Raw genomic sequence first — 19,494 nt, forward strand, 5'->3', positions numbered from 1 at the left:
TTAAATCAAAGTTCTAGTTGCCTAGTATTGCATTTCTCAAGGGAATTGAGTTAATTACTGCAACAAGTCCAGTTACATGATTGCAACCCTAAAACACCTTTCCAAAAATTACAAGATAGACCTTTCCAAACCGTTGGACATCTCCATTGCCCTTTCGGGAGGGGAGGCCAACATCAACGCGTGGTATTTGGGCCCACCCCAAATAAAGCCCCATGCCGAGGAGGGATTTGTGGGCAAGGTCACCGAAGGGGCCTCCACCAATTTCAACGATGTTTATTTCAATCCGCATTCGCATGTAACGCACACGGAATGCTTGGGGCATATCACCGAAGGGTTCCATTCCATCAACCAAAAACTGAAAAAATTCTTCTTTTTGGCCGAAGTGATCACCGTGGCCCCCGAACAAATGGGGGACGATTTTGTCATTTCCGAAAAGCAGTTGAAATATGCCTTGGGCAACAAAAAAAGGGAAGCCGTGGTCATTAGGACGTTGCCCAACACCAAAGAAAAACGCTCCCGAAACTATTCCGATACCAATCCACCTTACCTACTGGAAGATGCTGCGCAATTTTTAGTGAAAAAAGGGGTGGAACACTTATTGATCGACCTGCCTTCGGTGGACAAGGAACGCGATGGTGGGGCACTTTTGTGCCATAATGCCTTTTGGAACATCAAAGGAAAGCCACGTGAAAAGGCTACCATCACGGAACTGATCTATGTGCCGAACAAGGTAAAGGACGGCACCTATTTTTTAAACCTTCAAGTGGCACCATTTGAAAACGATGCCAGTCCCAGTCGCCCCGTACTCTATAAAATCGAAGAAAAATGAAGACCGTTCTAAAATTGGAGGAAATCCTCATGTTCGTATTGGGTATTTATCTTTTCAACCAATTGGACTACGCCTGGTGGTGGTTTCTGGTGCTGATCTTGGCCCCGGATATTGGCATGGTCGGCTATCTTTTCAACAACAAGATAGGCGCCTTCACCTACAATCTGTTTCATCATAAGGGTTTGGCCATTTTGGTCTACTTGGCAGGTGTCTACTTTTCAATACCTTTATGCCAGCTCATTGGGATCATCCTGTTTTCGCATTCCGCATTGGACAGGGCCATGGGCTACGGACTGAAATATGACAAAGGATTCAAGTTTACCCATTTGGGTGAAATAGGCAATTGACATGGGCGAAGTGATCGACAGCATTTTGGGATTGGTTTTAGGTGCAATATTGATGTATTGGGTCTACTCCTTTTTTGGAAAGAAGAAGAGCAAGGAAATCACCGAGCAGCAGTCCACCGTAATTTTGAACAAGATTCGCAGTGTGTGCAAGTTGGTTTCCGTGGAAGGGGATTTTGCCGAAATCTATCACTACGAGAACACCAAGGACAGTTTTATGAGCCTGTTCAAAAGCAAAAAGAAAGCATTGATCGTGATCAAAGCAAAGGCGCATATCGGTTACGACCTGAATAAATTGGAACTCAAGGCGGACAACGACAAGCGTAAGATTATTTTAAGCCATTTTCCGCAACCGGAAGTCCTGTCCATTGAGCCGGACCTTCAATTTTACGACATCAAAAACGGTATTTTCAACAGTTTTTCGCCCACGGACCTGACCAAATTGAATCAAGAGGCCAAGGAGCACATCAAACAAAAAATACCCGAAAGTGGATTGATGGAAACAGCGCGGAAGGAAGCCTTACAAGCCGTTTTTGTGGTGGAGAAGATCGTGGAGACCATAGGTTGGAAACTGGACTACTCCGCCTTGGAAATATCGAACAGGGAAAAACAATTTATAGAAGAATAACAACCATGAAAATCAAAATCTTAATCTTGCTATTGGTGGGTGTATGTGCCTCCAGTTGTGTACAAGTCAAAAATGAAATGAACAGTAATTTTGATCCCACCTTTACCCATGTCGTCTATTTTTGGTTCAAAGAACCTAACAACCATGCGGATAGGGTTAAGTTTGAAGCCTCGTTAAAGAAGTTCTTGGAGAACTCCCAATATGCCAAGACCAAGTTTATTGGCACCCCACCAAAAGCCACTCGTGACGTGGTGGACGATTCCTTTACCTACTCGTTGATCCTGTCATTTGAGTCTGCGGAAGACCAGTCGGCTTATCAAACGGAGCCTCCCCATTTGGTCTTTATCGAGGAGTGTCAGGATTTGTGGGAGAAGGTCATCGTGTACGATTCTGAAGGCATCTGACCATGAACGTGGAGGAACTGAGAGAGTATTGCATCGTTAAAAAAGGGGTAACGGAGGAGTTTCCTTTTGATGCCGAGACTTTGGTCTTCAAGGTCATGGGGAAAATGTTCGCCTTGGTGCCCTTGGAGCGAGTACCCTCCCAATGCAACCTCAAGTGTGATCCCGAACGGTCAGAAGAATTGCGCGACACTTATGATGGGATCATTACCCCGGGCTACCATATGAGCAAAGTACATTGGAACACGTTGTTTGTGGAACAATTGCCTCCCCAACTGATCAGGGAATTGGTGGATCATTCCTATGAACTAGTGGTTGCCAGTCTCACCAAAAAACTGCAACAAGAATTGAAAGACCTACAGTAAATCTGAATGGACGGGATTACGACTTTTTATACCCAGCAACGGGACAAGCATAACGAAGAACTCCAACGGTTAAAAAAGCAATTGGCCCTATTGGCTTCGTTGCGGTTGCTCGTTTTTGTGGCGACGGGTTTGGCAATGTATTTTCTGTGGACGACCAGCTTGGTTTACTGGATTTTTCCTTTGGGATTGGCGGGTTTTTTATATCTCGTTTCACGATATACTGATCTAAAATGGCAAAAGGGATATGTAGAGCGATTGATTGCCATCAACAACACAGAGTTGGAAGTGGCGGCTAGGCGTTTTCATCATTTACCGGATGGAAAGGAATTTTTGGTACCCGAACATCCGTATGCCCAAGATTTGGATCTGTTTGGTCGCGGTTCTTTTTATCAATATGCCAACAGAACGGCATTGAAACAGGGGAGCCAAGTTTTTGCAGGTCTTTTATTGGATGGATATCCAAAGGACATCGTTAAAAAACAGGAAGCCGTTCAAGAATTGGCCCAGATGTCCGAATGGCGCCAACGGTTTTCGGCACTGGCAGGGGGCACCCATCCCGAAGTACCCCACCATGTGGTTTCCAAGTGGTTGAAGGAACATGTGGTCTTCGTACCCAAATGGATCAAATACGTGGCCCCGGCATTTGCCCTGGGCTCTATCGGCCTCATCATTGCTGCTGTTTCCGGGTGGATTCCCGATGCATTGGTGTTGTATTGGTATTTAGTAGGGATTGGAATTGTGGGACGGTACGGCAAGAACATTTTGCGGTTCTCCTTAGATGTGTCCAAAGCCCAGGATACCATAGAACAATATCAAAAACTGATTTCGGAATTGGAGCAAAAGGAATTTACTTCGGAATTGCTTCAAGATCTACAACAAAAATTGATTTTGGACGGTGAAAAGACCTCTAAGATATTGAAGAAGTTCACCAGACATATGGCCATGTTGGACCAGCAGAACAACTTGTTGATTATGATGTTCGGTCAAGGGCTCGCCTTGTGGAGCCTATATTTTGCTTACCAAGTGGAAGATTGGGTCGGTAAATATGGCAAACAAGTGGAAGGTTGGTTTGAGGCCATTGCCTATTTTGATGCCTACAACTCCTTGGGCAATTATGCATTCAATCATCCCGATCACACGTATCCACAAATCACCGATGGACCGATGACCTTGCAGTCCAAAGCGGTGGGTCATCCCTTGGTGGATCCAAAAAAGAATGTACTGAACGACTTTTCTTTGGATGAGGGCCGATTCAGTATTGTGACCGGGGCCAATATGGCCGGGAAAAGTACTTTTTTACGCGCCGTGGCGCTACAGATTGTGATGGCCAACATGGGGTTGCCCGTTAAAGGAAAAGAAGTGAAATACAGACCTGTACGGCTGTTGACCAGTATGCGTTCCTCGGATTCCCTTGCGGATGAAACCTCGTATTTCTATGCGGAGTTGAAACGATTGAAATACATTGTGGACGAGCTGGAAAAAGGCAATTGTTTTGTGGTCCTCGATGAGATTTTGAAAGGGACCAATAGTGTGGACAAGGCCGAAGGCTCCAAAAAATTCGTGGAAAAATTGGTGCGCTCCGGAGCCACGGGATTGGTCGCCACCCACGATTTGAGCCTATGCACCTTGGCCGATAAACTCCCACAAGTGGAAAACCATTATTTTGATGCTCAGATCGTAAACGGGGAACTCTATTTTGACTACCGTTTTAAGGAAGGCATTTGCCAGAACATGAATGCCTCCTTCCTCCTGAAAAAAATGGGGATTGTGGGTTAGTGCCCGCAAATGATCCTTTTTGAATTTCTGCCACAGGGGATGTACTGATGATTTACATGAAGCCAAAAAAAAGAATTATACTTATCGATTGATGTGTGAGACGTAATGCCCCAACGTGGCATTACGTCTCATTAATTGTTTTAGGAATTAGTTTATTCGATTTTTCTATAAATAAATATATAGGTTGGAAATCCTCCAATAACCGCAGTTCCTTCTAACTCGCTTCGAATTCTTAAGACTAAATTTATCTCACTATCCGGTAAGTCATCGTAAATATTCCCTGAAAAGACATATTCAAAGGGTTCTGTATTTAAAACTGTAGATTCAAGCTGAGTATTCGGAATAGGAGCACTTTCTGTTATGTTAAATAATTCACTAAAGCATTTGACGCTAGAATTAGTTGTAGCTAGACGCGTAGCAACTACAATTGAATCCACATTGGTATAATTTAATTTATTAAACTTAAGTAAATGTTCAGTTTCATTGTTGCTAAATATCCAGTCAGAAGAAGAGCTGACAAGAAAACTATTACCAAAGGATAATCTTATTTGTTCATCTATTCCGCCATCTATTCCATTACATATAAATCTTGTTGATTGTATTTCAGAATCATCCAGAATCCCATTGTTATTATTATCAATACCTGAATCAATTTTAATACCTCCATTTGTACAATTATTTCCAGATGATTCAATGGATGTATTAATTAAACTATTATCACCTTTTATGCTACATATGAAGTTAGTGGTCAAAACTTCATCAGTTTCAAGATTGCCATTACGGTTACTATCAAAACCTGTCTCAACTTTAATACCTCCATTTTCACAATTTGTACTTATTGGTTCAGGAGTGGTTTTGATTAAACTATTTAATCCATCTTCTCCATCTTCTCCATTAACACCATCTTCTCCATTACTACAACTGATTAAAAACATTAACATTAAACTTGTTAAAGCAACTTTTTTTGGTTTTAAAATTCTCATATTTTTTTAAAATTATTCCTAACATTAATGATATAATAAGTTTCAATGAATGATATCGACCGATACCTGCCTGTCGGCAGACAGGAGTGAAGTTAGGGTTTTTCCGGTTAAAATTCCATCGCCAATGGATGAACATACTTTTTAAATTGATAACGTAGTAAGATCATTGGGCTTTGGGCTCAAATTTGGCTATAAGCCCTTTACCTGCACATTGTGGAAGGAGTCGGCCTGTAAGCGCAACAATTCCTCGGCTTTCTTCTTCTTGTATTGGTACAGTTCCTCCTCGTTCTTGATGTCGGTGTAGATTTTCTCGTTGATTTCCCCATCGGTGGACAACAACAGTTTACGCTGTTCCACTTTTTGGGTCACCCAAGTGGCCACCACACTTTCCTGCTCTTCAAATTTGAAGTCGTATTCCCCTTTGGGAGCCAACAGTTTAGCAATGATCGGGGCCGTTTCGATGGCCAAGAACAATAAAAAGATAAAAAACGAAGGGAACCAGGGCAATTTACCCAATGCATTGATGCGCGCCATGAGTCCGTCAAAACCGTCGATGATGGGTTGGGAGTTGGTCACCGCGGTGTTGTAATCCGTTTCCAAGGCCGTAATTTGGGCCTCTATGCCCGCTATTTTGACGGCATTGGTTTCTTTCAAGGTGTTGAGTTCCGCCAAGGCAGCATCGTGTTTATCACGCTTTTCCTTGTAAACGGGTCCCTTGCCCAGAAGACCTGTTCCGGCAGTGCCTTCGGCCTCCGAAATATAGGTGTCGTACAAGGCGTTGGTTTCGGCTTCTTTGGTGGCGATTTCCCCTTTCAGGTTGGCAATGTCCTGATTAAGACTTTGAATTTTAGGCGTGTATTGAAGCGCCAGTTGCTCCTTGTTGTTCAACGTCATGGAGTTCTTTTCTTCCAAGAGCACTTGGTTGATTTCCTTCTCAAAGATTTTCATTTCCAACGGCTTGGAGATGACCACGGCAATGATGATCGCCAAAATGATCCGTGGAGCGGCCTGGAGCAATTCACTTTTAAAATTGTCCTTCTTTTTGATGGTGGACACAATATATCGATCTAGATTGAAGATCAAAAGCCCCCAGATGAACCCAAAAAAGATGGAGGTGTATATATTGTCAAAAACCGTGTAAAGCGCATAGCCGCTGGCAATGAATGCCATAACAGCGGTGAAGAATACGGTGGCACCAATACCGGCATATTTGTTCTGTTCCCCGTTGGAGCAGGTTTTTAGAATTTCAGTATCGGCTCCGGAGCAAAAAATAAAAAAACGTTGTAGCATAATCGTGTTCTCTTTGATTGATAGGATATTAGAACGTGATTTCGAAAGTTTTGTTACATAAAAAGCCCCAATTAAGGGGCTTTTAACATTATAAGGGTTTTTTGAAGGTCTAGTTTTCTATCACGATGGGCTCCGTGGAAAGTTTCACGATTGGTTTGCCACTATCCGATCCCCTGGAATCGATGTTGATCCTTTTATTGTTTTCCAACACCTTAATGGCTTCCTTGGCGGTTATTTCCTTTCCATTATGCATGAAGGTGGCTCCCTTGGCTGCCATTTCCTTGATATGCTCCATAGGTGATTTGGGCTCTGGTGGGGGTGGAGGAGCAGGTAGGGTGGAAGTTGGTTCCTGAACCGGCACAACGCCAGAAGGAGAATGAACGGTTACTTCTGTTGCAGGAGCATTGCTAGGAGGTTCAGGTGCATCTGGTGCTGGTGGCGGTGGTGGAAAATTAGGGAAGGGTTCTGCATCTTCCCGTTGTTTTTTGGACATTTTACCATAGATTTCCTTTAACCGCATCACCTCTTGCTTTTGAATGTACATATGGTTACGATCCATTTCATTGTACTTTTTGGCCAAGGCATTGTATTCCTTCATCTCCTCGCGGGAGGCACTGGATTGAGTTGAAGCTTCTGGACCTACAATGTTGATGGTGGCAGCACCATATTCCGAAAGGATTTTATCCACCTTTTGGATGACATCTTTTGGAGTCTTGACCTCTACGTGTATGACTGAACGAACCATTTTTTTGCGTTGATCATAGGAAAGATGTTCATTGACTTTTGAAAGTGTTTCCTTTAAATCCTCCAAAGGAACGATCTTCCCTTGAAACAATAACTTACCATTGTTATTGATAAAGATTTCGATGAAATCGATGGCTTTTTGGGCAGACACCGTGTATATGGCAAAGCCTGCTCCCTGGCCTGTTTCCAAGGGTGTCATGCCTGTTATTTGATTTCTTTTGATGGTTTTATTCAATTTGAAGGCGGGCACAATGGTTTTGCCATCAATCAGGACCAAATCATTCTTGGAATTTAGTTTGATCCAACTATCGTTCACCAAATAGTAGTGGCCGTCTAATTGGATGAAAACATTCTGATTGCCCTTTTTGGCCTCGTCCATCTTTTTGTGAAACTCGAAATCTTCTTTGACTCGGTTATAGCTTGTTAGAATTGTTTCATAATCCAGATTTTTAGGATTGGTTACCAAGGAAGAAAGCTCTTTTGCACTTGACTTCTTTTGTCGCATGGCAAAATACATGGCAGAACTGATGTTGCCCTGTAAATCTCCCCAGTGTTCCTTTTGTGCAATTGAATTGTAACCTTCTTTGGCCACGGAGAAATCAAAATAAATCTCCCCTGGGTTTGTAACTTCAAGCTCAACCGCATAATAACCTCGGTTGTCGGTTTTGGAGAGAATTTGCCCATCGGTCCCCAATATGGTTGCATTTTCCAAGGGTAATAGGGTTTCTGAATCTACCACTAAACCGGCCAGTTCTATTGATCTCCGGGACAAACCTTCGACTGCATTTAGATGGCTGGACTTTGGATAAATGGACGTTTCAGAACTCGCATTTTTTACAATAGGGACTTTCTCTGTTTCGCTAAACCCGAATAATAATAGGGCCGTAAGCGGAAGCACGAGCAGGCTCCTCAATACAAATGATTTTCTTGATGTGTTTGTTTTCATGACTGTAAACCGTTTTTTGATTGATGAATAATTAATGGCATTGGCAATGCCGGTCGACTGATGTTGTTCAAAACTACCGTGTGATAAGTACGATAGGATGGTATTTTGATATTGGGAATGGTCATTGTTCCCTTGGATTACCGCCCTGTCCGCCAAAAATTCATGGTTCAGTTTAATGGAATATTTAAACAGGTAAATGATAGGGTTGAACCACAAGATGACTTGGGCCAGTTCAATGAGCAGGATATCCAGGCTATGCCGCTGCTTCGCATGGGTTTCCTCATGTAAGAGCACCTCTTGGGGAATATGTTTTTCCTCAAATTGCTTTTGGTTCAAAAAGATATAGTTGAAGAACGTATGCGGAGGTAGGGATTGTCTTAAAAGGACCCGAGTGATAAAATTTTCCTTGAATTTGGGATTTTTGCGGATACGTAGCGTGATTTGCGCCAGGTTCCTTAAAAATCGAAATCCAAATCCGATAACACCCAAAACATAAACCATCCACAATCCGATTTCCAAGTCAAAATAGGGCTCTTCTGTAACTACTTGACCAGTTACTGTGTCCGAAATTTGCCCAGTGATGGGAGAGGTGGTTTGGGCAGTTTGTTGTACCACTTCAACATATTCGGTAAAGACTACGGCTGGGATCAAGAAGGAGGCGATCAAAGCACCTAAAAGAAAGAATCGCTTGAATTGGTGGATGCTTTCCTTTTCCAGCACCAATTTGTAAAAGGCTAGGAAAATGACTAGGCATGCGGTAGATTTTAATAGGAAGACCAACATCGTTACTTCTTTTTGATTTCGTTGTCTATCAATTTTCTCAATTCTTCCAATTCGGCTTTGCTCAAGTTTGTTTCTTTGGCAAAGAAGGAGGCAAATTGGCTGGCGCTGTCGTTAAAGAAGTTTTTGATGAGTCCGTTCACGTGTTTGGAAAAGTAATCCTGCTTTTTTACCAGCGGATAGTATTCCCTACTTCTCCCAATAGTGTTGTAAGCCACAAAGCCTTTGTCAGCCATCCGTTTTAAAAGGGTCGCCACGGTGGTGGTGGCCGGTTTGGGTTCCGGATAAGCGTCCAAAAGGTCTTTCATGTAGGCCTTCTTCAACATCCAAACAATGTTCATCAATTCTTCCTCTGCTTTTGACAACTGCATCTGTGGTGTTTTTAATTTTGCTCTACAAACATAGAATAAAAATTTTAATTCTACAAATGTAGAGTTTGTTAAAATTGATAATAGGATGTTTTACTTTCCAAAAATGTTAAGTTTGCGGTCAAATACAACAACATGGGATTATTGGAAGATTTACAGAACAGGAGTGGTAACCAATGTGAACTTTGTGGCGCAACGGAAGATCTGAAGATCTATGAAGTGCCACCAGTGTCCACCGGAGGGTTGGATGGCAGTGTTTTGGCCTGCGCCACCTGTTTAAGTCAGATTGAAGATCCAGAGACCGTGGACTCCAACCATTGGCGTTGTTTGAACGATAGCATGTGGAGCGAGCAAGATGCCGTTAAGGTAGTTGCATGGCGCATGTTGAACCGCTTAAAATCCGAAGGATGGCCCCAAGATTTGTTGGACATGATGTATTTGGAAGATGAGGTTTTGGTCTGGGCCAAGGCAACGGGAGAAGGTCAGGACGCCGCGGACATGGTGGTGCATCGTGATTCCAATGGGGTTGTATTGGAAAATGGCGACAATGTGGTGCTCATCAAAGACCTGAAAGTGAAGGGTTCAAGCATGGTCGCAAAACAGGGAACCGCCGTGAGACGGATTTCCCTGGATCGCGAAAATGCCGAATATATTGAAGGCAAGGTAGACGGTCAACAAATCGTCATCCTAACCAAATACGTGAAGAAGCTCTAGGCTTTCATCTCCGCATAATATTGGTAGAAATAGGGGATGGTCTCGATCCCTTTCAAGAAATTCCATACCCCAAAATGCTCGTTGGGCGAATGGATGGCATCACTGTCCAACCCAAATCCCAGTAGAATGGTCTTGCTTTCCAATACCTTTTCAAATAGGGCCACAATCGGAATACTGCCTCCAGTGCGTTGAGGCACAGGACTTTTTCCAAATGTTTTTTCAATGGCTTTGGCCGCCGCTTGGTAACCATCACTATCAATAGGAGTCACGTAAGCCTGGCCACCGTGATGCGGGGTTACTTTTACTTTTACACTTTTTGGTGCAAGTGAAGTAAAGTGTTTGGTGAACAGATCGGTGATTTCATGCCAATCCTGGTTGGGCACCAATCGCATGGAAATTTTGGCATAGGCTTTACTGGCAATGACTGTTTTGGCACCTTCTCCGGTATAGCCGCCCCAAATACCGTTTACATCCAAGGTAGGCCGTATACCGAAACGTTCCGTGGTGGTATATCCTTTTTCGCCATGTACATCGCCAATATCCAAAGCCTTTTTGTACTCTTCTAGGTCGAAGGGAGCCTTGGCCATTTCAGCGCGTTCCTCATCGGAAATGATCTGCACCTTATCATAAAATCCAGGAATGGTGATATGGTTGTTTTCATCATGCAGGGCAGCGATCATTTTGGCCAATACGTTGATAGGGTTAGGTGCCGCCCCGCCATAAATTCCGGAGTGTAGATCACGGTTGGCCCCTGTCACTTCCACTTCCACATAACTTAGGCCACGCAATCCAGTGGTGATGGAGGGGTTTTGATTGGAAATCATCCCGGTATCGGAAATCAAAATGATGTCGTTCTTGAGTTTTTCCTTGTTTGCTTCCAGAAAGCCGGCCAAACTATCACTGCCGACCTCTTCCTCGCCCTCGATCATAAACTTGACATTGCAGGGCAATTGGTTGTTCTTGATCATGAATTCCACCGCCTTTACGTGCATAAAGAGCTGACCTTTATCGTCACAGGCCCCACGGGCAAAAATGGCACCATCAGGGTGCTTTTCGGTTTTTTTGATGACAGGTTCAAAAGGAGGGGAGTCCCAAAGGTTCATGGGGTCCGGTGGTTGCACATCATAGTGGCCATAGACCAAAACGGTAGGTAAATTGGGGTCGATGATCTTATCGGCATAAACCACAGGATATCCTTTGGTCTCACAAATCTCGGCATTGTCGCAACCCGCGTCGATCAAGGATTTTTCAACGGCCTTGGCAGTTTCCAGAACATCGTGGGAATAAGCGGTATCCGCACTGATGGAGGGAAGTTTTAACAATTCAATAAGTTCGTTGATGAATCTGTCCTTGTTGGAGTTGATGTAGTTGTTGATGTCTTCCATAAATGTGTTAAAAACGACCCTAAAAGTACAAAAAACAAGTTTTTAAAGGTATCAGATTTGCAAATCGGAAAATTGATTTATATTTGCACTCCTTTCCGCGGATGTGGTGGAACTGGTAGACACGCTAGACTTAGGATCTAGTGCCGCAAGGTGTGCAGGTTCGATTCCTGTCATCCGCACCAAAGAATGAAGCTCCTTTTTCGGGAGCTTTTTTTATTGGGAAAATATATACCAGCTCTATAAACCATCCAGCACTACTGGCCAAACATTAACCCTTTTGCATTGGTACGTTATCCACCGCTTTTAACTTGAATGTGCGTGCCGGGTTTCACTAAAAAAACAAAGTCCACAGGCCTTGTCACCATAATTTTGATTCCGTTGCAAGATTAGTAAACGAAGCGAGTAACGGATAATTCGGCCATGTACTATCTACAGAAAACAATTTAAGTTTGATTGGGCGAAGATCGTAATGGAGTTATCAGTCTTATAGAGTTGAAGATGTTGATTTATAAAATTTCAGTTGTTTAAATTAAAGCTAAAAAATTGAATAATATTTATTTTTTTTCATAAAAAAATGAATATCTTTAAATACGATGTGATTTTTTATCAGCACAAAATGGAAATCACACTGACGTTCATTTATTTACAATTAAAAACATCCCTATCATAGCTTTAGGGAAGGTGGAATTGGAGCCCGTTTTACCTGTTCAATTTTGCAATAAAAGATTGAATCGGGAGTTGTACTTTCTGTCAGCTATCGTTTTTTTATCGATATTTAACGCACTCAAACTAAAAACTAACTTAATTTATTATTGCCAGAATCTATGTACAAGGAAATTTATTTGGTTGATGACGAGGATTTAGTAAACACGGTGAATGCAATCCATTTTAGAAGAATGGGAATGGAAGATCGTGTTAAGAGTTTTACCAATCCTGAACTTGCGCTTGATGATCTCCGTTTTAGGGAAAACCCTAATACGAAAACCCTGATTCTTTTGGATATTAATATGCCAGAAATGAGTGGGTTTGAGTTTTTGGAGTTCATGATGCTTGAAGATTTTCCAGAGACCAATGAGGTGTTATTGGTTACTTCCTCTGAATCCGATGCAGACAAAGAGGAGGCCAAAAAATACCAAAAGTACGTTAAGGAATTTATTACCAAACCTTTACAGATTGCGCATTTAGAGGATTACCTTCAGAGTTCATTTAAATAACAGGTGACAAATTTGTGGATTTCTGTAATCCAGAAGCTGATTTTCAATATTTTGAACAGTGAAAGAAAAGCAGGTACTTATTCATAACAAGGTAGAAATTGTTGAGGATAGAGGAGATGTTGTATGGGCTATGGATAATGATTACAAGCTTACAGCTTTCAATTCTTCCTTTGAACAAAAACTTATAGATGAGCATTTGGGTGCGGCCCATAAAGGAATGGACCTCCGTTCCATTTATGGGATGGGCGTTTTTTTCAGTCCATGCGAACAAGGATGTGAAAAGGCCCTAAATAGGTACGCAACCACATCAGAGCATACCTTTATTCATAATGGTTGCACCATGATCCATGAGTTTACCTTTCAGCCCTTTATGGATAGTACGGGCAATGTTATAGGTTGCTGTATCTGGCAGAAAGATGTGACCAAGGAAATCAATAACGTCCACCGACTTGAAGAAAGCGAGCAGCGCTACAAGGAGGCCCAAGAGATAACGAACTTGGGACATTGGAACTGGGACATGGTCAAGGATGAGATTACATGGTCGGACCAGTTATTCCATATTTTTGGCCAAGTTCCGGGAAAATTCGATGCCACTTTTGAAGCGTTGATCGATATTATCCACCCGGAAGATCGGCAGGTGTTTCAAGAGGATGTGGAACGATGCATAAATAATAAGGTGCTTCATGACATTGTTCACAGAATAGTGGTAAACAATGGAGAAGTACGATATGTACATCAAATAGGCAGGGCGTTTTATGACATGAACGGTATTCCATACCGAATGTCAGGAACCACACAAGACATTACAAAGGATGTACTGTCCAACCAGCAGATTGTCCAACAGAACAGTGAACTCCAGAACTTTGTTAGGATTATCTCCCATAACTTAAGGGGTCCTATTTCAAACCTTTTGATGTTGTCAAAAATTTATGATTGGGGAACCAATGACATGAATGACGACATCATGAAGAAAATCGAACTGACCACAGAGGCCTTGGATCAAACCATAAAGGATTTGAATCTATCCTTATCCTTAAAAAGAGTTGATAAGGAGCAGTTCATGAAAGTCAGGATGAAAGAGGTCATGAAAGATGTGGACGGATTGTTATCTGATGAAATTGAAAAGAAACATGCCATCATCCAGACCAATTTTACTCAAGTAGAAGAAATTAAAGGTATAAAGAGCTACTTCAATAATATTTTTTATAATCTGATACTGAATGCATTACATTACTCCAAGGAAGAGGAGCGCCCCTTGATAAGGATTTCTGCAGAAGAAAACGATTCAACCATAATCCTAAGGGTATCCGACAACGGAATCGGCATTGAACTAACCCCGGAAAAGGAGCGTAAGATTTTTGATATGTACGGAAGGCTGAGCGGAGCTACTGATGGCAAGGGATTGGGACTATATCTCGTTAAAACTCAAGTTGAGGCCATGGATGGTAAAATTGAGGTTAAAAGCTTGAAGGATGTTGGTACGACCTTTATACTTCAATTTCAAAAATAAAGGTACCTAAATTTCAGAAGGGCAAGTGCGATAGGTCTACATTGCCCCCTGAAATAATGATCCCTATTTTTTTTTCGTTGAATTTCCCCTTTTGGTTTAATACTGCAGCAAATGCAACGGCACTGGAAGGCTCGCACACAATTTTGAGTCGCTCCCATATGATCCGCATGGAAGCAATAATCTCCTTTTCCGTTACCCTGATGATTTTTTCCACATGTTTCTGTATAATGGGAAAATTACGATCGCCCAATTGAGTTTTCAAGCCATCAGCAATAGTATTGGTTGTTGTATTCGTTTCTATTTGACCACTCAACAACGATCGGTAGGCATCATCCGTAGCTAGGGGCTCACCCCCAATGGTTCTACAATTTGTACCAAAATAATGGACGGCCAGGGCCGTGCCGGCGATCAATCCGCCACCCCCAACGGGAGTTGCAACATAATCAAGGCCAGGTTGGGCCTCCAATAGTTCCATACAGGCGGTTCCCTGTCCTAAAATAACCTGATCGTCATTGGATGGGTGTATAAAAGTAGCTCCGTATTGGTCTTCAATATTTTTGGATTCGTGTTCCCTTGCTTCAAGAGTGGGCTCGCATTCTATCACCATGCCTCCATAGCCCCTTACCGCATCTTTTTTTACCTGCGGGGCCGTATTGGGCATAACAATATAGGCTTTCACGCCCAAGCCTTGTGCCGCCAGGGATAGGGCCTGGGCAAAATTACCTGAGGAATGTGTCACCACACCGTTCTTTCGCTGTTCCGCCGTTAGTTGCATAATGGCATTGGCCGCTCCCCGCATTTTAAAGGCACCCATTCTTTGAAAGTTTTCACACTTGAAGAAAAGTTGTGCGCCGATCATTTCATTGATCAATCGGGAAGTAAGCACAGGGGTTATATGGATAAAAGGCTTTATCCGATCATGGCAGTCGATAAGGTCTTGCTTGGTCATGCTATAAAATTAAGCCCGGATTTGGTATTACCAAACCTGGGCTTAAAGATAGGAAGGGACTTGCAATTAACGATGGGATTCCATCTTTTGTTCCTCTTCCTGTTCCTCTTCAAGGGAAATGCCTTCCATACCTAATTCCGGAATTACCAATAAGGGAATCTGTGTATGGAATGCCGTTCTTTTGATAATGGGCTCGCGTGTCATTTTTTCCATATAGCTGTGCTGATAATTCAGCAACGCCAACAAATGGATGTCCAGCTCTTTGGAGAACATCTCTAGAGTGTGGGAAACGGAGCTGAGTTCGGAAACGGTATGCACATAGTGTTCCACATCCCCCAAATACCTTCTCAACATGTTCAGGTTAAACTGCTGTAGCTCCGAAAGGGCCTTTATGCCATATTGTACATGTACGATCCTAATGGTGGCTTTGAACATTTTGGCCATTTCCAATAAAGGCGATAGCTCAGAAGTGGTGTAAAATCTATTGAAATCGGTGGCAAAGGCAATCTCTGAAGGGGTTACGAATTCAAAATTATAGGGGATGGCCAATATGGGACATTTTTTGGTGCTCTTTATGATGCGTACTGTGTTGCTTCCCATAAAAACTTCATCCACACCGGAAGCTCCCTTGGTCCCCGTTACTACCAAATGGATACCCAAGGTCTCCACAATATCCTTCACTTCCTCCATCAATAAATTGAAGGAAGAAATGGTCTCAAACGTATGGTTGGGATTGCCATACTTACTTTTTATACGGGCAACGGTTTTCTGTAATCCTCGTTCAGAACTCTCCCTCACCGCATCAACAATACGAACGCCATCCACCATTTTCGCCATAAAACGGCTACTGGGAATCACTGGTGTGTAGGTATTGAGCAGATAAAAAGTACAACGTTTGTTGCGGAACAATTGCATGGCATAGTCAATGGCGTTCCATGCATTTTCCGAAAAATCCGTAGGTATTAAAATCTTTTGCATCTGACTAAGAATATGATGCGATAAAATTAAACCTATGGGGAGGGGGATTCTATGACAATTGTCAGGTTTGAAATTGAGAAATCAAAAACCGTCCACCATTTCCATCAATTTGCGTTCATCCTTAATGCCGATCTTTTTACCGGATGTATGTATAAGGCCTTTCTTTTTGAACTCGGAAATAATACGGATGGCCGATTCCGTTGCGGTTCCCACCACATTGGAAATGTCTTCCCTTGAGAGGGTCAGCGCCAAGAAACCTTGCTCGTCTTCCCCAAAATTGTTCTTTAAATAAAGGAAAGCCTCGGCAATACGTTGTTTTACGGTTTTTTGGGAAATGTTCACGATTACGTCATCGGCCTCTTTCAGGTCGTGGGCCATATGGCGCAACACTTCCAAGGTAAAGTTGGGGTTTTTTTGAAGGGTGTTGGTAATGCTTTCCTTTGGAATAAAGCACACCTCCATATCCTGGACTGCGATGGCAGAAAGGTTGGTGCTCTCCTCGGCAATCACGGAGCGTTGACCGAGCACCTCACCTTTGGTGGCCAATTTTACAATTTGGTCCTTACCGTTGGCACTTAGTTTGGAAAGCTTGGAAATACCATTACGAACGCAATATACCCCATTGAGTTTATCACCTTCCTCAAAAAGGGCCTCCCCTTTTTTAATGGTCTTTGTGATCTTGGAATCGGAGACATGCTTCAACTCCTCCTTGCTCATGGCACGAAGAGAGTTAAATTGCCTGATGATACAATTCTCACACCTGCTTTCCATAATGATTAGTTTACCTGATTGAACAAAATTACGGGTATTGTCTCCACAATTTACTGATAAATATCATATTTTTAAGAGGCAGACTGTCCCAAATTTGTCTCAGGTAAAGCAAATGTATAATGGCAGACTCAACCTGTTATCACTGTGGGGACGATTGTGGGAACCATGGGGTTCGGTTTGATGATAAGGATTTTTGTTGCAACGGTTGCAAGACCGTTTACGAGATTTTTACATCCAACGGACTGGCCACGTATTATGAAATAGAAGCAAAGGCCGGAACCACACCGAACGAGATCCGCAAGAAATACGATTTTTTGGACAACCAAGAAATCGTGGAAAAATTGGTGGAATTCAATGAAGAAGGTGTTCAGGTGGTGAGTTTAAGTATTCCCACCATACATTGCAGTTCCTGTATTTGGGTTTTGGAAAACCTAAACCGCCTACATTCGGCCATTACGGTCTCCCAAGTCGATTTTCCGCAAAAAACCATCCGGGTTACCTATAAAACAAAAGATTTTTCCTTGAAAGCTCTGGTGCTGCTGTTGGGCAGCATTGGGTATGAACCCTATATCTCATTGGAGGAATACAACAAAAAGAGTAAAAAAGTGGACCGCTCCCTGATCTATAAATTGGGGGTGGCCGGGTTCGCCTTCGGCAATGTGATGTTGTTTTCCTTCCCAGAGTATTTTGAGGTACAGGAATTTTGGCTTGATCAGTACAAGGTGGTCTTCCGTTGGTTGATGTTCGCATTTTCATTGCCCGTGGTGTTCTATGCAGGTCAGGATTACTTCATTTCCGCATACAAAGGGCTTCGTTCCAAAATGCTGAATATTGATGTGCCCATTGCATTGGGCATCCTTGCCCTGTTCCTTCGCAGCACCGTTGATATTGTGTTCGATTTGGGCTCCGGTTTTTTTGATAGCCTAACGGGATTGGTATTTTTTCTGCTGTTGGGTAAATTTTTTCAGCAACGCACCTATGCCTATCTTTCCTTTGAACGGGATTACAAGTCTTATTTTCCTATTGCCGTTACCCGATTGAACAAAATAGGGGAGGAAGAAAACGTACAGATCTATAATGTTGAGGTAGGTGATCGGATTTTGATCCGCAGTCAAGAGATCATTCCCGTGGATGGAATTTTGATCAAGGGCCATGCCGAAATCGATTACAGTTTTGTCACTGGTGAGTCCGAGGCTGTTTTTAGGGAATCCGGTGAAAAATTGTTCGCAGGTGGAAAACAATTAGGCGATGTGTTGGAGGTGGAAGTGCTCAAGACCGTTTCCCAAAGTTACCTGACCCAATTGTGGGGCAACTCCGTATTCGCCAAAGACAAGGTGAGTCATTTTCAATCACTGACGGACAGTATAGGGAAACGGTTTACCATTGCGGTTTTGACCATTGCTACTTTGGCCACTGTTTTTTGGATGGTCTATCTGCCGAATATGGCCATGAGTGTGTTCACCTCGGTTTTGATCATTGCCTGTCCGTGTGCCATAGCCTTGGCTGCACCGTTTACCCTAGGGAATATCCTACGCATATTCGGTAAACATAAATTTTATCTCAAAAACGCCAACGTGATCGAGCGATTGGCCAAAATTGATACCGCCATTTTCGATAAAACGGGTACTCTTACCACCAATCAAAAGGAAGCCATTGTGTATGAAGGTATGGCTTTGACAGAGGAAGAAACGGCTTTATTGAAGACGACTTTGAGGGCATCCAACCACCCGTTGAGCAGATCCTTATACGATATATTAAAATCAAACGCCATCATGACCTTGGATGAATTCCAGGAACATACCGGAAAAGGGATTGAAGGAAGAGTTAAGGAACATTCCATAAAAGTAGGTTCCGCCAGTTATGTGGGCAAGGAAGCTTCGCCGTCCATGACCAACACTGCGGTCTATGTAAGTGCTGATGAGGATGTGAAGGGAAGATTTGTTTTCAAGAACACCTACCGAAAAGGGCTAGGCGAGATTTTTGAAACGCTTTCCAGCGAAATGGATTTGGGGGTACTATCAGGGGATAATGATGGGGAAAGACCCATTTTGGAAAACATCTTACCAAAGAAGACCAAAATGGTTTTCAACCAAAAACCAGAAGATAAGTTGGAGTACATCAAGGAACTCCAAAACGAGCATACCGTTTTAATGGTTGGAGATGGTCTGAACGATGCCGGGGCCTTGGCCCAAAGTGATGTGGGTATTGCAGTTTCGGAGAACATCAATGTGTTTTCTCCAGCATGCGATGGAATTTTGGATGCATCCAAAATAAAGTTGTTGCCGAGGTTCATCAAGTTGTCCAAAGGCGCAGTCAAAATCATTAAAATGAGTTTTATGTTGTCCCTCTGCTATAATGTGGTGGGATTGTACTTTGCCGTTACCGGGCAGTTGCAGCCTGTGATCGCGGCCATATTAATGCCCCTGAGTTCCATCAGTATTGTGGTGTTCACCACCTTGGCCACCAATTACTTGGGTAAGGGATTAAAAAATATTGAAATCTGATAAATGTCATTTTTT

Annotated in this window: 18 protein-coding genes and 1 tRNA gene; 11 read left to right on the plus strand and 8 right to left on the minus strand. The window is 42.8% G+C overall.

What is annotated here, in order from left to right:
* Window positions 1-76: 76 nt before the first annotated feature.
* From GTK07_RS07490 to GTK07_RS07515, 6 genes are read left to right on the plus strand one after another with little or no spacing between them, the layout of a single operon-like run.
* Window positions 77-829 (plus strand): cyclase family protein, encoded by a 753-nt coding sequence (locus GTK07_RS07490; RefSeq protein ID WP_163634666.1) that lies wholly within the window; start codon window positions 77-79, stop codon window positions 827-829.
* Window positions 826-1,176, plus strand: a complete 351-nt coding sequence (locus GTK07_RS07495; RefSeq protein WP_163634667.1) for a DUF4260 domain-containing protein — start codon at window positions 826-828, stop codon at window positions 1,174-1,176. The genes GTK07_RS07490 and GTK07_RS07495 overlap by 4 nt, the downstream gene beginning before the upstream one ends.
* Before the next feature lies 1 nt (window position 1,177).
* Window positions 1,178-1,801: a DUF4230 domain-containing protein gene (locus tag GTK07_RS07500; protein WP_163634668.1), complete on the plus strand. Its 624-nt coding sequence runs from the start codon at window positions 1,178-1,180 to the stop codon at window positions 1,799-1,801.
* Window positions 1,802-1,806: 5 nt separating this feature from the next.
* Complete coding sequence (locus GTK07_RS07505) at window positions 1,807-2,205, plus strand: Dabb family protein (protein ID WP_163634669.1); 399 nt, start codon at window positions 1,807-1,809, stop codon at window positions 2,203-2,205.
* Window positions 2,206-2,207: 2 nt separating this feature from the next.
* Entirely contained in the window at window positions 2,208-2,567 is a 360-nt protein-coding gene (locus tag GTK07_RS07510; RefSeq protein ID WP_163634670.1) for an MmcQ/YjbR family DNA-binding protein, read from the plus strand.
* Between the two features lie 6 nt (window positions 2,568-2,573).
* On the plus strand, window positions 2,574-4,343 hold the full coding sequence (locus tag GTK07_RS07515; RefSeq protein WP_163634671.1) for a MutS-related protein: 1,770 nt from the start codon (window positions 2,574-2,576) through the stop codon (window positions 4,341-4,343).
* Window positions 4,344-4,495: 152 nt separating this feature from the next.
* Here the strand turns inward: GTK07_RS07515 and GTK07_RS07520 are convergent, their stop codons facing one another.
* From GTK07_RS07520 to GTK07_RS07535, 4 genes are all read right to left on the minus strand, one after another.
* The gene (locus tag GTK07_RS07520; RefSeq protein ID WP_163634672.1) at window positions 4,496-5,326 is read right to left on the minus strand and encodes a DUF7151 family protein; all 831 of its coding nucleotides are present in this window, start codon (window positions 5,324-5,326) and stop codon (window positions 4,496-4,498) included.
* Window positions 5,327-5,515: 189 nt separating this feature from the next.
* Window positions 5,516-6,616, minus strand: coding sequence for a DUF4407 domain-containing protein (locus tag GTK07_RS07525; protein WP_163634673.1), 1,101 nt, complete (start codon window positions 6,614-6,616; stop codon window positions 5,516-5,518).
* Window positions 6,617-6,725: 109 nt separating this feature from the next.
* Complete coding sequence (locus GTK07_RS07530; RefSeq protein ID WP_163634674.1) at window positions 6,726-9,089, minus strand: M56 family metallopeptidase; 2,364 nt, start codon at window positions 9,087-9,089, stop codon at window positions 6,726-6,728.
* Between the two features lie 2 nt (window positions 9,090-9,091).
* Window positions 9,092-9,457 carry a BlaI/MecI/CopY family transcriptional regulator gene (locus tag GTK07_RS07535; protein WP_119638483.1) on the minus strand — a complete coding sequence of 122 codons (366 nt, stop codon included), beginning with the start codon at window positions 9,455-9,457 and terminating at the stop codon, window positions 9,092-9,094.
* A gap of 132 nt (window positions 9,458-9,589) precedes the next feature.
* On the opposite strand from GTK07_RS07535, the gene GTK07_RS07540 reads away from it, so the two are divergent.
* The gene (locus GTK07_RS07540) at window positions 9,590-10,168 is read left to right on the plus strand and encodes a PhnA domain-containing protein (RefSeq protein WP_163634675.1); all 579 of its coding nucleotides are present in this window, start codon (window positions 9,590-9,592) and stop codon (window positions 10,166-10,168) included.
* Here GTK07_RS07540 and GTK07_RS07545 read toward each other — a convergent pair.
* Window positions 10,165-11,553: a dipeptidase gene (locus tag GTK07_RS07545; RefSeq protein ID WP_163634676.1), complete on the minus strand. Its 1,389-nt coding sequence runs from the start codon at window positions 11,551-11,553 to the stop codon at window positions 10,165-10,167. The two genes, GTK07_RS07540 and GTK07_RS07545, sit on opposite strands and share 4 nt — an antisense overlap.
* 97 nt (window positions 11,554-11,650) lie before the next feature.
* On the opposite strand from GTK07_RS07545, the gene GTK07_RS07550 reads away from it, so the two are divergent.
* The 3 genes from GTK07_RS07550 to GTK07_RS07560 all read left to right on the plus strand — a co-directional run bounded on the left by GTK07_RS07550 (window position 11,651) and on the right by GTK07_RS07560 (window position 14,277).
* A tRNA-Leu gene (locus tag GTK07_RS07550) sits at window positions 11,651-11,735 on the plus strand.
* Window positions 11,736-12,377: 642 nt separating this feature from the next.
* Window positions 12,378-12,767, plus strand: coding sequence for a response regulator (locus GTK07_RS07555; protein ID WP_163634677.1), 390 nt, complete (start codon window positions 12,378-12,380; stop codon window positions 12,765-12,767).
* A gap of 58 nt (window positions 12,768-12,825) precedes the next feature.
* A complete protein-coding gene (locus GTK07_RS07560; RefSeq protein WP_163634678.1) occupies window positions 12,826-14,277 on the plus strand; it encodes a sensor histidine kinase in 1,452 nt (483 codons plus the stop codon).
* A 13-nt stretch (window positions 14,278-14,290) separates the two neighbouring features.
* Here GTK07_RS07560 and GTK07_RS07565 read toward each other — a convergent pair whose 3' ends face one another.
* The 3 genes from GTK07_RS07565 to GTK07_RS07575 form a co-directional block, all read right to left on the minus strand.
* Window positions 14,291-15,226: a pyridoxal-phosphate dependent enzyme gene (locus tag GTK07_RS07565; protein WP_163634679.1), complete on the minus strand. Its 936-nt coding sequence runs from the start codon at window positions 15,224-15,226 to the stop codon at window positions 14,291-14,293.
* Window positions 15,227-15,292: 66 nt separating this feature from the next.
* Window positions 15,293-16,204 carry a universal stress protein gene (locus tag GTK07_RS07570; protein WP_163634680.1) on the minus strand — a complete coding sequence of 304 codons (912 nt, stop codon included), beginning with the start codon at window positions 16,202-16,204 and terminating at the stop codon, window positions 15,293-15,295.
* A gap of 81 nt (window positions 16,205-16,285) precedes the next feature.
* Complete coding sequence (locus tag GTK07_RS07575; RefSeq protein ID WP_163634681.1) at window positions 16,286-16,975, minus strand: Crp/Fnr family transcriptional regulator; 690 nt, start codon at window positions 16,973-16,975, stop codon at window positions 16,286-16,288.
* Between the two features lie 119 nt (window positions 16,976-17,094).
* Between GTK07_RS07575 and GTK07_RS07580 the strand changes: the two genes are divergently transcribed.
* Entirely contained in the window at window positions 17,095-19,479 is a 2,385-nt protein-coding gene (locus tag GTK07_RS07580; protein ID WP_163634682.1) for a heavy metal translocating P-type ATPase, read from the plus strand.
* The last annotated feature ends 15 nt before the right edge of the window (window positions 19,480-19,494 follow it).

Origin of the sequence: Flagellimonas sediminis, from assembly GCF_010500845.1 — a bacterium.
Classification (GTDB): domain Bacteria; phylum Bacteroidota; class Bacteroidia; order Flavobacteriales; family Flavobacteriaceae; genus Flagellimonas; species Flagellimonas sediminis.